Origin of the sequence: Lacihabitans lacunae (genome assembly GCF_042649125.1) — a bacterium.
Taxonomy (GTDB): domain Bacteria; phylum Bacteroidota; class Bacteroidia; order Cytophagales; family Spirosomataceae; genus Leadbetterella; species Leadbetterella lacunae.
Window position 1 is genome coordinate 1,344,709 of sequence record NZ_JBHRYQ010000001.1, and the last position, 13,985, is coordinate 1,358,693.

14 protein-coding genes are annotated in these 13,985 nt (G+C 35.7%); 9 read left to right on the forward strand and 5 right to left on the reverse strand.

The features are described from left to right. The first annotated feature begins 2 nt into the window (after window positions 1-2). The 6 genes from ACFOOI_RS05845 to ACFOOI_RS05870 all read left to right on the forward strand — a co-directional run bounded on the left by ACFOOI_RS05845 (window position 3) and on the right by ACFOOI_RS05870 (window position 7,442). Window positions 3-416, forward strand: a complete 414-nt coding sequence (locus ACFOOI_RS05845) for an acyl-CoA thioesterase (RefSeq protein ID WP_379836056.1) — start codon at window positions 3-5, stop codon at window positions 414-416. Then, entirely contained in the window at window positions 413-1,336 is a 924-nt protein-coding gene (locus ACFOOI_RS05850; protein ID WP_379836058.1) for a YihY/virulence factor BrkB family protein, read from the forward strand. The genes ACFOOI_RS05845 and ACFOOI_RS05850 overlap by 4 nt, the downstream gene beginning before the upstream one ends. 282 nt (window positions 1,337-1,618) lie before the next feature. Then, the gene (locus ACFOOI_RS05855) at window positions 1,619-2,587 is read left to right on the forward strand and encodes a sugar phosphate isomerase/epimerase family protein (RefSeq protein ID WP_379836060.1); all 969 of its coding nucleotides are present in this window, start codon (window positions 1,619-1,621) and stop codon (window positions 2,585-2,587) included. 36 nt (window positions 2,588-2,623) lie between these two features. Further along, window positions 2,624-3,874 carry a C4-dicarboxylate transporter DctA gene (gene dctA, locus ACFOOI_RS05860; RefSeq protein ID WP_379836062.1) on the forward strand — a complete coding sequence of 417 codons (1,251 nt, stop codon included), beginning with the start codon at window positions 2,624-2,626 and terminating at the stop codon, window positions 3,872-3,874. Between the two features lie 11 nt (window positions 3,875-3,885). Then, window positions 3,886-4,953 carry an SMP-30/gluconolactonase/LRE family protein gene (locus ACFOOI_RS05865; protein ID WP_379836064.1) on the forward strand — a complete coding sequence of 356 codons (1,068 nt, stop codon included), beginning with the start codon at window positions 3,886-3,888 and terminating at the stop codon, window positions 4,951-4,953. Window positions 4,954-5,150: 197 nt separating this feature from the next. Beyond that, window positions 5,151-7,442, forward strand: coding sequence for an NADP-dependent malic enzyme (locus tag ACFOOI_RS05870; RefSeq protein ID WP_379836066.1), 2,292 nt, complete (start codon window positions 5,151-5,153; stop codon window positions 7,440-7,442). A 28-nt stretch (window positions 7,443-7,470) separates the two neighbouring features. On the opposite strand, the gene ACFOOI_RS05875 is transcribed toward ACFOOI_RS05870, so the two are convergent. Continuing rightward, entirely contained in the window at window positions 7,471-8,832 is a 1,362-nt protein-coding gene (locus tag ACFOOI_RS05875; RefSeq protein ID WP_379836068.1) for a neutral/alkaline non-lysosomal ceramidase N-terminal domain-containing protein, read from the reverse strand. Between the two features lie 196 nt (window positions 8,833-9,028). On the opposite strand from ACFOOI_RS05875, the gene ACFOOI_RS05880 reads away from it, so the two are divergent. Next, window positions 9,029-9,460, forward strand: a complete 432-nt coding sequence (locus ACFOOI_RS05880; protein WP_379836070.1) for a MarR family winged helix-turn-helix transcriptional regulator — start codon at window positions 9,029-9,031, stop codon at window positions 9,458-9,460. Here ACFOOI_RS05880 and ACFOOI_RS05885 read toward each other — a convergent pair. The 4 genes from ACFOOI_RS05885 to eno form a co-directional block, all read right to left on the reverse strand. After that, complete coding sequence (locus tag ACFOOI_RS05885) at window positions 9,438-9,989, reverse strand: hypothetical protein (RefSeq protein WP_379836072.1); 552 nt, start codon at window positions 9,987-9,989, stop codon at window positions 9,438-9,440. The two genes, ACFOOI_RS05880 and ACFOOI_RS05885, sit on opposite strands and share 23 nt — an antisense overlap. After that, entirely contained in the window at window positions 9,973-10,470 is a 498-nt protein-coding gene (locus ACFOOI_RS05890) for a low molecular weight protein-tyrosine-phosphatase (RefSeq protein ID WP_379836074.1), read from the reverse strand. The genes ACFOOI_RS05885 and ACFOOI_RS05890 overlap by 17 nt, the downstream gene beginning before the upstream one ends. Before the next feature lie 2 nt (window positions 10,471-10,472). Next, window positions 10,473-10,793, reverse strand: coding sequence for an FtsB family cell division protein (locus ACFOOI_RS05895; protein ID WP_379836076.1), 321 nt, complete (start codon window positions 10,791-10,793; stop codon window positions 10,473-10,475). Window positions 10,794-10,908: 115 nt separating this feature from the next. Further along, the gene (eno, locus tag ACFOOI_RS05900) at window positions 10,909-12,186 is read right to left on the reverse strand and encodes a phosphopyruvate hydratase (protein ID WP_379836078.1); all 1,278 of its coding nucleotides are present in this window, start codon (window positions 12,184-12,186) and stop codon (window positions 10,909-10,911) included. A gap of 330 nt (window positions 12,187-12,516) precedes the next feature. Between eno and ACFOOI_RS05905 the strand changes: the two genes are divergently transcribed. Then, window positions 12,517-13,212, forward strand: coding sequence for a thioredoxin domain-containing protein (locus tag ACFOOI_RS05905; protein WP_379836080.1), 696 nt, complete (start codon window positions 12,517-12,519; stop codon window positions 13,210-13,212). Between the two features lie 113 nt (window positions 13,213-13,325). Then, window positions 13,326-13,919 carry a Holliday junction branch migration protein RuvA gene (gene ruvA / locus ACFOOI_RS05910; protein WP_379836082.1) on the forward strand — a complete coding sequence of 198 codons (594 nt, stop codon included), beginning with the start codon at window positions 13,326-13,328 and terminating at the stop codon, window positions 13,917-13,919. Window positions 13,920-13,985 lie beyond the last annotated feature (66 nt).

Here is a 13,985-nt window from a genome sequence, read left to right on the forward strand (position 1 = left end):
TTATGTTTTCAGCGGAGTTTCCATACAGAGTAAGATATGCGGATGTAGACCAAATGGGCTACATGTACTATGGCAATTATGCCAAATTGTATGAAATTGGCAGAGTAGAAGCCCTCAGAAGTTTAGGGGTGCGTTATCGTGACTTAGAAGACATGGGCATTTGGATGCCCGTTTATGAAAACAAATCTAAATACATAGAACCTGCCAAATACGATGATTTGATTACCATTCGGATTTCTTTGAAAGAAATGCCGAAGTTGAGAATTGTATTCGAGGTTGCTATTTTGAACGAAGACCAAAAAATAATACACACTGGCGAAACCACGCTTGTGTTTATAGCTTCTGACACAAAGAAACTCTGTAGATGCCCAAAAGAAATAACTGAAAAGCTTAGTCCGTTTTTTGAAAAAGCATGACCAACAAAAAAAAATATCACGATATAGTAAGTCAAATTAAAGAAAGGCTTGACAATATTTATATTCTAAATACAACGGTTTCATTTTACCTGTTTTTTGTAATTCTATACAAGAAACTAATCAATTTCGATTTAGACCAAAGGGCAGCGGCTGTTTCTTTTAGTTTTTTACTAGCTGTTTTTCCAGGAATACTATTTTTATTTACCCTGATACCGTATATCCCGATTCATAATTTGGATATTCAAATCATGGGTTTCATGAAGGCCATAATGCCAGATGCCCTATTTGACAATGTGGAATCTACCATTTCCGAAATCATCAGTAGGCCGCGGATGGATATCTTATCTTTTGGTTTCTTTTTTGCTTTTTTTGCAGCTACAAATGGTATGATGTCACTCATGAGGGCGTTTAACATGGCTTTGAGACAAAGAGAAAAACGCAATTTTTTCAAGGCAAGGTGGATTGCTTTTTTACTTACGGTTATCTTGATTATAGTTTTATTAGTAGCTATCGGCGTTCTTATTATTGCCAAAATTACACTTAGCTATCTGGTCACAAAAGGCTTTTTAGCAGAGGGGTTTAACTATATTGGAATAAAGTTCATCGGTTACTTAACCGTGTTTTTAATCTTCTTTTTCGGAATTTCCTGCATTTATTATTTTGCCCCGGCCATCCACAGAAAACTGAAGTTTTTTAACTTCGGATCTATCCTATCCTCTATTTTGTGTATTGTAAGCACAAACTTATTTTCTTATTATATAGAAAACTTCAATTCATATAACAAACTATATGGCTCAATTGGAACGCTGATAGCCCTAATGGTTTGGACATATCTTATTGCATTGATACTTATACTAGGCTTTGAGGTTAACATTAGCTTCAGAAGTGCCATGTCTAGAGAATACAAAAAAACACCGTAGCAATCTGGTGCTGCGGTGTTTGTTAATAAACCTTAACCCATAAAAAAAACTCTAAAGTCATTTTGGTTATTAGGTTCCAAGTATTATGCCATCCCCTATTTTTATTTCATTTAGTTATTTAATGGTCACGTTTATATTTTTTCAAGAAAAAAAGCAGGAGTTAGGTAATGGACTATTTGAAAAACTGAGGTTAAAAAATTGATTTCACAGTTAATAAGACTAGCTATTTAGTTTATCACAATTTTAAATTATCTTGTGTGTTTAAAATTCAATCTTTTTAAAATGAAACAATCAAGAAGAAACTTTTTATTAAAAACTGGCTTATTTGCAGTTTCTGCCCCGATTTTAGGACAGTCACTATTATCATGTACTTCTGCTACCAAAACTACCGAAGTCGCAGACACTTTAAGTGGAACTGGGATAGACAAATTCGGAATTCAGCTTTGGACCGTTAAAGAAGACATGGCGAAAGACCCTTTGGCTACTCTAAAGGCACTTTCGTCAGATGGATACAAACAAATAGAAAGTTTTGGAGGTGATAAAGGTATATTTTGGGGTTATACGCCTACCGAATTCAAAAAGATACTTGACGATTTAGGTTTAGAAATAGTGAGTTCGCATGTTAACCCCGCCTACACTACTGATTTAAGTTTAGAAGAAGAATTTAAAAAACTAAGTGCTGATGCAGCGAGTATCGGCGTTAGATACCTAATAAATCCATTTCCGGGAGAACTAAAAACGGATGCCGAATGGCAAAAAGTGGCTGAAGGCCTAAACAGACAAGGACAAATCACAAAAGCAGCTGGACTAAAAACAGGGTATCACAATCACCATATTGAATTTTTACCTACTGCCGAAGGAAGTATTCCAGAGGAACTATTACTAAAAGGAACAGACAAAGACTTGGTGGATTTCGAGCTTGATTTATATTGGAATATTAAAGCAGGTCAGCAGCCAGCGGACTGGTTTACCAATTACGCCGATCGATATAAATTAGTTCATGTTAAAGACCTATATAAAGCTGAAAAAGTAGCAGAGATAGAGGCTGCAGAAAAAGCAGAAGGATTTTGGCCAGCGGGTGCTTCTACAACAATAGGAAATGGTAGAATTGATTTTCCTTCGATTTTAAAAGATGCTAAAAATCACGGAGTGGAATATTTCATCGTAGAACAAGAACGTTTCGACGACTCTACGCCACTTCAAGATGTTAAAAAAGACGCGGAATACATGAAATCGTTTAAGTTTGCTTAAAGTAACAAAGCCCTCAGAAATGAGGGCTTATTTTATATGAAAAAAATCTTTACTAACCTTACATTCTGGGTATTAACAGCAATCACTTCTGGTGCTTTGTTGGGCCATTTTGCACCCGATAAAGCAATTGAGTTTAAATGGCTTGGCACAAGATTTATCGATTTGGTAAAACTTTTTATTAACCCCATTATTTTTCTAACTATATCGCTGGGTATCAGCGGAATGGGAGACTTAAAAAAGGTAGGAAAAGTAGGAGGAAAAGCATTACTCTATTTTGAAATAGTAACTACTTTTGCTTTAATCATCGGTATTTTTGTGGCCAATATTATTCAGCCAGGCGACGGTGTGGTGACTACCGCTATAGATAGCACACAAGACATAAGCACCTACACCAGTCAATCTCAGAGTTTTAGTTGGCTAAAATTTTTAAAAGATAACATCACCATTCAGGTTCTTTTGTTTTCTATCATTTTCGGTATTTTTCTAAGCAAATTTAAAAGAAAAGAAAAAACACTTAGCGTACTTAATTTATTATCGAAATATGTTTTTAAGGCATTACACTTCGTCATGTTTTTAGCACCTCTTGGAGCATTCGGCGGAATGGCATTTACGATCGGTAAATACGGAATTAAAACACTTTTACCATTGGGTAAACTTATGATTTCGGTTTATGCTACTATGGCAATTTTCATATTTGTGATATTAAATATGATTTTGAGATATTACAAAATAAGCATCTTTAAGTTCTTGAGATACATCAGCGAAGAACTGCTAATAGTTTTAGGTACATCTTCTTCTGAAGCTGCCTTGCCTTCGCTAATGGAAAAACTTGAACGCATGGGTTGCTCAAAACCCGTAGTGGGGCTAGTTGTGCCTGCTGGATATTCATTTAACCTTGACGGCACCACTATTTACCTCTCAATGGCCACGTTGTTTTTAGCCCAAGTATATGGAATACAGCTTTCGCTCGAACAAGTTTTGACCGTTATTGGTGTTTTGATGATTACCTCAAAAGGAGCTGCTGGCGTTACGGGAAGCGGATTTGTGGTTTTAGCCTCTACCCTATCGGCCATAAAAGTAATACCCGTTGAAGGCTTGGCTTTGTTGCTCGGAGTGGACAGGTTTATGTCTGAGGCAAGAGCCATCACTAATTTTATAGGTAACGGCGTAGCCACAATTTGGATTTCGAGAAATGAGAATGAATTAGATATGGAAAAAATGGAATATGCATTTTCTCATGTCGAAGATTCTGAAAATATTTTAAAAGATAATTTCGGAATAGAATAAAACACCAAACCATGAAAAGGATAAAAATATACGCATTATTGGCTTTAATTTTAGTTTTTTGGAAAGTTTTTGACACCCTTAAAGCGGCAGGGTATTTTATAGAAATAACACCCTCTCAAAACCTAAGTGAGGAAATAATCAAAACACCACCAGGCATAGAAGACATCACCATAGACTCCGAAACATCGTTTGCCTACTTAAGCTCTCAAGATAGAAGAAATAGAGAAAAAACAGGCGATATATACTTGATGGACTTAAATAAGCCCACGGATAGCTTAATAAATTTGACCCAAAAGTTTAATTTAAAGCAATTTCGTCCACACGGTATTTCATTTATCAAATTAGGAAATGGACTGAAGTTTTTGTTTGTAATATCGCATGCTGACGCCAAACACGAAGTCCTGAAGTTTGAGATTCTCGGCGATAGCTTAAAGCTTGAAAATAAATATAGAAGCACCGAGTTTTTGTCACCAAATGATATTTTGGCTGTTGGTGAAAACCAGTTTTATCTTACAAACGACCATAAACTAAAGCCTGGAATATTAAGATCACTCGCAGACTTTGGAAGAATTGCCAATGGCAATGTGGTCTATTATGACGGAGAGCGAGCAAAGCCCGTTTCAGAAAGTATAGCCTACCCTAATGGTATCAATATTTCAGCTGACCATCGCTACATTTTTGTAGCCAGTACTTTAGATCGAAAGATATACACGTATGCTCCAGATCCAGAAACCTTTAAGTTAAACCTACTCGGGGAGTCTCCTACTAGTTATGGTCCAGACAATATTGAAATAGATTTTGACGGAAACCTATGGGTGGGTTGCCATCCTAAAATGCTTGATTTTTTAAAGCATGCTAAAAACGAAAAGGCACTTTCGCCTTCGGCCGTGATAAAGATGGATTTCAACCCCGCAGCTTCGCCAATGTTATCAGAAAACTTGGTGTACATAAATAAAGGAGAGGAAATTTCAGGCTCAAGTGTTGCGGCTCCTTACCATTTAAATACCAAGTTTTTAGTAGGAAGTGTCTTTGAATCCAAGATTTTAAGAATAAATATGATTCTTTCTGAAAAAAAATAATATTTGGTTAAGGTATTTTATTCCAAAATTCTCTAACGCATTTCAAATAAAATCTTTATATTAAATCTTAGAATTTCAATATTTCTATTTATTTAACTCGTTAACCAATTCTTATCCAAGATTTTTTATTTCAAATAAAACCTTAGTTAAATCTATTTGATGATTAGATTAGCGGTTTGAATCAACTATGATTTTATATGTCAAAAAATAACAATTTAAAAGAAGAAGCATTAAACTATCACGCTAAAGGAAGACCCGGCAAAATAGAGGTAATTCCTTCAAAAGAATACGCAAATCAAAGAGACCTATCTTTGGCTTACAGCCCAGGTGTAGCAGAGCCTTGTTTGGCTATTCAGGCAAATCCAGACGATGCCTACAAATATACCGCTAAGGGAAACCTAGTGGCCGTAATTAGTAATGGTACTGCTGTACTTGGACTTGGCGACATTGGAGCTATGGCCGGAAAACCGGTAATGGAAGGTAAGGGATTACTGTTTAAAATTTATGCAGATATCGATGTATTTGATATTGAACTAAATACCAAAGACGTCGACGAGTTTGTAAGAACTGTCAAAATAATGGAGCCTACTTTCGGAGGAATAAATCTTGAGGATATTTCTGCCCCTGAGTGTTTCGAAATAGAAGAGCGACTAAAGAAGGAGTTGAACATTCCGGTAATGCACGATGACCAGCACGGAACAGCAATTATTTCTGCTGCTTCGCTTTTAAATGCACTTTCGCTCGTTGAAAAAGACATCGAAAAAGTTAAGATAATAATAAATGGTGCAGGAGCTTCGGCGATATCGTGTACCAGGTTATATTCGGCTTTAGGAGCAAAAAGAGAAAACATTTTCATGTTTGACTCAAAAGGCCTGATTCATCCATCAAGAACAAACTTAGATGGGAAAAAAATAGAATTTGCAAACGATAAACTAGACGCAAGCACTACTCTGGCAGAAGCCATGGCAGGTGCAGATGTATTCATAGGTTTGTCAAAAGGAAATATATTGACACAAGACATGGTAAGAGCCATGGCTAAAGATTGTATTGTTTTCGCACTTGCCAACCCTACTCCTGAAATATCGTATGAGCTTGCTATGGAAGCAAGACCAGACATAATAATGGCGACAGGTAGATCAGACTATCCCAACCAAGTTAATAACGTTTTAGGGTTTCCGTATATATTTAGAGGAGCTTTAGATGTACGTTCGAGCGAAATAAATGAAGAGATGAAGCTTGCTGCCGTAAGGGCACTTGCCGATTTAGCAAAAAAACCTGTGCCAGATATCGTAAATATGGCCTATGGTGAAAACAATTTGACTTTTGGGAAAACCTACATTATTCCAAAACCTGTAGATCCACGTTTACTTACAACTGTGGCACCTGCTGTAGCAAAAGCTGCAATGGAAACTGGTGTAGCCAAATACGAAATAAAAGATTGGGATGCTTATGAATTGCAGCTTTCTAAGCGACTTGGACAAGACAACACCTTGACAAAGGTGATTATGACCAAAGCAAAAAAAAGCCCTAAACGCGTAGTTTTTGCTGATGCAGAAAACCTATCGGTGCTTAAGGCAGTACAACAAGTCTTGGAAGAGAAAATAGCATTCCCGATTCTTTTAGGTAACAAAGAAAAAATCAAACAAATACTTGAGTTAAATAGTATAGAGTTACCTGAAAGTGTAGAAGTTATAGACCCTAGAAACTACGCCAATGATGAAGAGAAAAAGAGAGCTGAAAGCTTTGGCGAGCTATTTTTTGACAAAAGGAAAAGAAAAGGTTTGACCAAGTCAGAAGCCTACAATCTGGTTTCAAGAAGAAGTTATTATGGCTCACTAATGGTAGAAACCGGCATGGCAGATACTATGATTGGCGGTCTTTCTAATAGTTACCCAGATACAATCAGGCCCGCCATTCAAGTTATTGGCCCAGGAGATGGAGTTCGAAGAATATCAGGTATGTATATTTTGATGACTAAAAAAGGGCCTTTATTTTTAGCCGATACAACCATTAATTTTGACCCTACAGTAGAAGAGTTGGTTGAAATAACTGAATTGGCTGCAAAAGAAGTGGAAAAATTCAACATCAAACCTCGAATTGCCTTACTTACGTATTCAAACTTTGGATCAGTACCAAACGGTCCGGCCGCAATGAAAATGAGACAGGCGGTTGATATATTGAAAAAGAAACATCCAAAGATGATAGTGGACGGTGAAATGCAAGCTCACTTAGCATTTGACACAGAATTGTTAAAAGAAAACCATCCGTTTAGCGACTTGGCTGATGGAGCTGCAAATACATTGATTTTCCCAAATCTATCTTCTGCTAACATAGCCTACAACCTTGTTAAAGAAGTTGGAGGAATAGAGAAAATAGGACCAATAATGTTAGGACTTAAAAAACCGGTACAAGTGCTACAACTTGGAGCCTCGGTAAGAGAAATAGTAAACATGGTGGCTATTTCTGTAGTAGATTCAGAAAAAAAATAATTCGTTTTGAAATGGGAGAGTAAAGTAATTACTCTCCTATTTTATCTACTAAGTCTTTTACCACTTGCGAAAAATAAACGCCATTTTGGTTACCATACCAAGCCATCGTGGTTGATTCATACAAATCTTCATCAAATCGTTTTTCATCGGTTACGTATCCCATATAACCTCCGTTAAAACTCGTTACAATCAGGTTATATCCTTTCGATTTGGCGTAATCGTCTAGTTCATTCATCATTTCTCCAGAAAAATCACAAGGCATACCTATCAGTATTACATTTCCTATCCGTGTTGCTTTTACATTGACCGGATAGTCTCCGAAAAACTTTTTGAACATCCACGGGCGTAGTCCCCAGTTCTTAAATATTTTAGGATTTGGTTCTCTAAGCGGCAGAGGAAGCAAATATGATTCTACTATTTTCTTTTCATTGAAAACTGGCTGCCACAGAATATCCGTAATATGAGAAAAAACGCCACCCGACTGGTGTTTCAATTCTTCAAAATCATCTTTTCCGTTTTCTACGGGTCCCATACTTCCTACAGCACCCGCCATGTACATAGCAAACTCATAGTTATGATGCTCCAATGAATCTACCAACATACCCGAATAATCGCGTGAGAGCGAAATGTTTTTAGAATCCATCACCGTAGAATGTGCCCCATAGGTAACTAAAATCGCTTTTTTACCGTCCGTTCTATTAAAAGTCAATGCTCTTATTTCAGGGTCGACTTCGGGGTTTGGCACCTCTCCCAGCCTATTTCTAATATCAAATATATCATTTATTTCACCATAACTAATAGATCCTTCCATTAGGTCTTCTTTAGCTGCTAGTACAGCCTCCGTAAATTTGGCGGCAAGTGTAATTTCCATTTCAGGATTATATTTTCCTGCGAAAAGCTCTCCAGTTAAGCTACTACCCCAAGTACCGATACTGTTATGCGAATGAATCGCCGAGATATGAACTTGAGAAGAATCAATACCTATTTTATTAAGATTTGCATAAAATAACTTCGTGACATTTGGGGGCACTATCAGCATATCAGCTGATAGTAAGAAAGTGCTCTGACTGGCATGCTCAATAGCCACTACCCTAACATACACCGAGTCTTGAACTTTGTCGTAAGACTTACCTTGCCTTTTACCATAGCCCGCTAAAGCTATCGGTTGAGGCGGCGTAATATTCACTTTTGCCCAAGCTACTTTTATTGAACTTTGACTTTCAATAGCATTAGATTTGAAGGCCGTCTTGATTTCTTGCCACTTTTTAAAATGAGCGGTTTGTTCCAAAGGTGTATCATCTAACTTTTGAAAACAAACAAGAAATATAACAAGCACTAAGCCAAGTAAAGTGCCGACAGTTATCAGTAAAATTTTAAATATTTTTTTCATTTTGACAAAACTACAAGGTAATAAAACGATTAAGAAAATAATAAGAGAATATTATCTTATTTGACTTATGCGATATAAATCATAATAAATTTTGGATTTTAGTGGTATAATTCTTAGTAAAATCAACAATTGTCACAACAATGTTTTAAAGTTCGAAATTTTAGTTATATTTTAGATAAATATATACCTATAATAAATGACCCATTCAGATAAAAGAGCTTATTTCTTTAAAATTGACTCTACAATTAAGAAGATAAGAAACTTCATGCAAAAGAACTTAACCGAAGGTAAAATAGACTTAACAGTAGACCAATGGGTGGTTTTAGACCATATAAAACCAAACCCAGGTATCACCCAAAACGAACTTGGAAACATAATTTATAAAGACGCCCCCACCATTACGCGTATATTAGACCTCTTGGTAAAAAAGAACTTAATAGAGCGTAATATGAGTAAACAAGACCGCAGAAAGTTCACTTTGAACCTGACAACTGAGGGCCTTGAACTACACAAAAAGGCTCATAGCATAATTGCATCTTCGAGAAAAAAATCTTGGGAAAAACTTAGTGACCAAGATTATGACGAGCTCGTAAGAATTATGGATACTATTTATGCAAATGTCGATTAACCTTTACCAGGACCGACTTTGCCCTTGACCTTATTCCGGCAGAAAGATGCCCTTCTTTTTCTAGTATTTCAGAAAGTACTAACTTTAACTCCTCCAATAATTCTGGATAATTGATGGCTATATTAAAACAGGTCGTCATCGAAAAAACACGCTCGGCTATACTTCTACTACTATTGATTAATTTCCCAAAACACAATTTATAACACTGCGACATATATTCTTCTGGAATAATGATATTTGAAAGTATCGCGGTTCCGTTTCTTTGGATTCCATCGTTTTTTTTAAATAAACTCATTACTTTCAAAATAGAATTAACATGAATCTCTAACAATTTGGGAGATTCTTCGGAAACCCCTTTTAAAACCCAAAAAAGATTATATACAAAAGGCAGATCCTCAGAATCTGCCTTTTGCAATAACATATCAATATCGCTCGGATTTTCTATTAATTTCATTTCAAAAGCTTCTTTCTCGAGTTTTGAAATTCTTCCAGAAAATACTTTTACATCAATATCAGAGCCCAATTTCATATTTTTCAACAAGGGCATCTACTAATTTCTCGTTACTTCTATATAAGGTTTGGTAAACTTCTTCAAAAACCTCATCACCTTCGTAGTACGGGTCTTGCACTTCATTTACTCCTCTTACAGTTGGATCATAGTCTCTTATTAAAAAAAGCTTATCAGCTGGAGGTGGAGTACCCATCTGCTCATAGTAAAAGGTATGTACGTCTTCAAAGTTCTTCTCGTCCATTACCGCAATATGTTCAAAGTTAGTCAAGTCTTCTTTCGAAAGTTTTCTACCTACATGGGTAATTTCTATTCCGTGATTTTCAGCGGTTTTTATAGCCCTTGGGTCTGCTTTTTTCCCTACATGCCAACCCATTATTCCAGCTGAATCACCTTGAAGTTCCTGCTCTAAACCTCTTTCGCTGATAATTTTATTAAAAGTGGCCTCACCTAACGGCGATCGGCAAATATTTCCCAAACACACAAACAACACTTTTTTCATAATTACTCTTCTTTTATAGGTTCATTATCTTCATCTACCAACACAAATACCGTTTCACCTTCTTTTTTCATGAGATACTTCTCTCTCGCAAATTTTTCTAATGAATTCATATCACCCAAAATCGCTTTTTCTTCTTTTTTTATAGATTCTAATTCTGATTCATAAAAAGCTTTTTCTTTAGCTAAGTTTTTAAGATCCATGGCCAAGTCTATTTGCGTAAGCAGGCTAGAACGGTCAAAGAAAACCAACCAAACTATAAACAGCCCAGCAGAAATAATGTAGAACTGATAGTCTTTAAATCGAGAAGATATTATTTTTTTCATTTTAGGATAGCATTTATATATTTCACTAAACAAATATATAATAATGTATAGAAACAAAAAAAGCGTTGGTAGTTTAATTTACCAACGCTTCTAAAAATTTAAAATTATCTTTTTATTAGAATTTTAAACCAGGGAAATAAGCGGCATCTCCTAGCTCTTCTTCAATTCTTAATAATTGGTTATACTTCGCCATTCTGTCTGAACGAGAAGCCGAACCAGTTTTTATTTGACCTGTGTTTAAAGCTACAGCTAAGTCAGCAATTGTAGCATCTTCAGTTTCACCAGAACGGTGAGACATTACACTCTTATATTTGTTTCTGTGAGCAAGGTTTACTGCATCGATAGTTTCAGTAAGTGAACCAATTTGGTTTACTTTAACCAATATAGCGTTAGCAATATTCTTGTCGATACCTTCTTGTAGACGCTTCACGTTTGTTACAAACAAATCGTCACCTACTAGTTGGATTTTATGACCCGAAAGTTTTGTCAATTCAGCCCATCCAGCCCAATCGTCTTCAGCCATACCGTCTTCGATTGACATAATCGGATATTTGTCAGCCCACTCATTCCAGTAAGCAGCCATCTCCATAGAATTCAATTGCTTTCCACTTGATTTCTTGAAAGTATAAAGACCAGTTTTGGTATCATAAAACTCAGAAGCAGCAGCATCCATCGCAATGAAAACATCTTCACCTGGCTTGTAACCTGCTTTTTCAATCGAAGTTAAAACTATTTCAATAGCCTCTTCGTTTGAACCGATATTTGGAGCAAAACCACCTTCGTCACCAACGTTAGTTGAATATCCTTTTGATTTTAAAACTTTCTTAAGATTATGGAAAATCTCAGTACCCATTCTCAATGAATCAGAAAATGTATCTGCTTTTGCAGGCATTACCATAAATTCTTGAAAATCGATAGAGTTGTCCGCATGTGAACCACCATTAAGGATGTTCATCATTGGCACAGGAAGCGTACTGGCGTTTACACCTCCAATATATCTGTAAAGTGGTAAACCAGCTTCTTGACATGCCGCTTTGGCTACTGCCATAGAAACTCCCAAAATAGCGTTAGCACCTAATTTACCTTTGTTTGCAGTTCCGTCCAAATCAATCATAACTTGATCGATAAAACTTTGTTCGAAAACATCAACTCCTAAAAGTTCGGCAGCGATTTCTTCGTTTACATTTTTAACTGCTTTCAGGACACCTTTGCCCATAAAAACTTTATCATCATCGTCGCGTAATTCTACGGCTTCGTGAATACCAGTAGAAGCTCCAGAAGGAACTGCGGCACGACCTAAATATCCATTTTCGGTTAATACATCTACTTCAACAGTTGGATTTCCTCTGGAATCTAAAATCTGTCTAGCATGAACTTTAACAATTTGACTCATTTTATAAAAATTAATTTGAAAATTTGGCTTAATTATAATTTATGTGAGAATAATACAATTCTACCATAAATCACCGTAAATCAATTACAAAGTAACGGATTATTTTGCTGAAAGTCATAATTCTAATTTCAAATTTTGCAATTATTTAAAACTACCAAACTCAGTTAGTGGTATTTATCAAAATATATCCATATAATTAAGTTGAAAATCAGAATCTTAAATATTTATATAAATAATGTGATACCTATTTATTAAGATTTTCGTTAGACAGTAAGCACATATTTTAATCCAAGATCTCTATATTTGATTTTAAAAAACCGCTATTCTTATATGCAAAAACTAATATACCCGCTTTTGTTTCTAATCTCATTTAATATTTCGGCACAGGTAAGTAAACTTGGCCCTCAAGGTTTTTATTTAGAACTAAAAAAATATTCAAATCCACAGTTATTAGATATTAGATCAAGCGACCTTTTTGAAAAAGGACATTTAAAAAAAGCGTATAACATTGACCTCGCTTCCGAAGAATTTGAAAGCTTGCTTTTGCAGTATTACGACGTAAATAAACCTCTTTTTATTTACTGCCAAACTGGCAAAAGCAGCTTACAGTCTGAAAAGTATTTTGAGGAAATGGGTTATAAAGACATCAAAATATTAGTGGGTGGCTTTGAAAAATGGACCGTTAGCTCAAAACCTTATGTTTCAAGCCAAAACACTACACGGCCATTGGCTTATATGACCATTCAAAACCTCAACGAAACTATTAAAACCAATGAATGGGTCTTGGTAGATTTTTATGCCGATTGGTGTGGCCCGTGTAAAAAAATGGAGCCTATTCTTCAGAAAATTAAAAGTGAAAACAAAAATCTTACCTTGCTAAAAATAGACTCTGACAAAAACGCTTCGATAGTAGAAAAATACGAAGTAGAAGAAATTCCGACATTTTTGATTTTTCATAATGGAAAACAAGTATGGAGAAGAACAGGCTTGCTCACAGAAAATGAAATCAAATCTTACCTTTTTTAGTCATTAATCTGTTTTTTTGGCTTAAATTTGATACTTAAACCCAATACTCAACTTAATCAGAAATACAGTTTAAAAGCTATTTTTAGATTTTTGATAAGAAGAAAACAAAAAATATGATTGCATACTTAAAAGGTAAACTCATAGAAAAAGAACCCACACATGTGGTGCTCGATGTGGCCGGTGTAGGATATTTTGTAAAGATTTCTCTCCAAACGTTTAGTGCATTAAATGTTACAGATGAGCTAGTTACCCTTCATACTATATTAATAGTTAGAGAAGACTCACATACACTTTTTGGTTTTTTCACAAAAGACGAAAGAGAACTTTTTGAGCATTTAATTAGCGTTTCGGGAATTGGGCCTAGCATTGCCTTGGTGTTTTTGTCGTCACTAAGTTCTATTGAAATCAAACAAGCAATTGTTTCTGAAGACATCAAAACCATTCAAAACATAAAGGGCATTGGAGCCAAAACCGCACAGAGGGCTGTTTTGGAACTTAAAGATAAAATAAACAAAGAAATATTGGCTGATGGTCAAAACCCAACCATGTTTGCTTCTGTAAATCATAGACTTCGCTCAGAAGCTTTGCAAGCCCTCACAACATTAGGTATAGCCAAAGCTACCGCCGAGAAGAGTATAGACACCATATTAAAACGGACGGCTGGAGACGTAACACTCGAAGAACTCATAAAACTTTCATTGAGATAGGATTATCGTTTAATAAAATTTTGCTTTTATAAAGAATAATGGCAGGATTTTAGACGTTTAGACCTA

What these genes read in the sequence shown, in the direction of transcription:
- ACFOOI_RS05845 (WP_379836056.1), top strand. Translation starts at nt 3, where the DNA reads ATGTTTTCAGCGGAGTTTCCATACAGAGTAAGATATGCGGATGTAGAC.
- ACFOOI_RS05850 (WP_379836058.1), top strand. Translation starts at nt 413, where the DNA reads ATGACCAACAAAAAAAAATATCACGATATAGTAAGTCAAATTAAAGAA.
- ACFOOI_RS05855 (WP_379836060.1), top strand. Translation starts at nt 1,619, where the DNA reads ATGAAACAATCAAGAAGAAACTTTTTATTAAAAACTGGCTTATTTGCA.
- dctA (WP_379836062.1), top strand. Translation starts at nt 2,624, where the DNA reads ATGAAAAAAATCTTTACTAACCTTACATTCTGGGTATTAACAGCAATC.
- ACFOOI_RS05865 (WP_379836064.1), top strand. Translation starts at nt 3,886, where the DNA reads ATGAAAAGGATAAAAATATACGCATTATTGGCTTTAATTTTAGTTTTT.
- ACFOOI_RS05870 (WP_379836066.1), top strand. Translation starts at nt 5,151, where the DNA reads ATGTCAAAAAATAACAATTTAAAAGAAGAAGCATTAAACTATCACGCT.
- ACFOOI_RS05875 (WP_379836068.1), bottom strand. Translation starts at nt 8,832, where the DNA reads ATGAAAAAAATATTTAAAATTTTACTGATAACTGTCGGCACTTTACTT.
- ACFOOI_RS05880 (WP_379836070.1), top strand. Translation starts at nt 9,029, where the DNA reads ATGACCCATTCAGATAAAAGAGCTTATTTCTTTAAAATTGACTCTACA.
- ACFOOI_RS05885 (WP_379836072.1), bottom strand. Translation starts at nt 9,989, where the DNA reads ATGAAATTGGGCTCTGATATTGATGTAAAAGTATTTTCTGGAAGAATT.
- ACFOOI_RS05890 (WP_379836074.1), bottom strand. Translation starts at nt 10,470, where the DNA reads ATGAAAAAAGTGTTGTTTGTGTGTTTGGGAAATATTTGCCGATCGCCG.
- ACFOOI_RS05895 (WP_379836076.1), bottom strand. Translation starts at nt 10,793, where the DNA reads ATGAAAAAAATAATATCTTCTCGATTTAAAGACTATCAGTTCTACATT.
- eno (WP_379836078.1), bottom strand. Translation starts at nt 12,186, where the DNA reads ATGAGTCAAATTGTTAAAGTTCATGCTAGACAGATTTTAGATTCCAGA.
- ACFOOI_RS05905 (WP_379836080.1), top strand. Translation starts at nt 12,517, where the DNA reads ATGCAAAAACTAATATACCCGCTTTTGTTTCTAATCTCATTTAATATT.
- ruvA (WP_379836082.1), top strand. Translation starts at nt 13,326, where the DNA reads ATGATTGCATACTTAAAAGGTAAACTCATAGAAAAAGAACCCACACAT.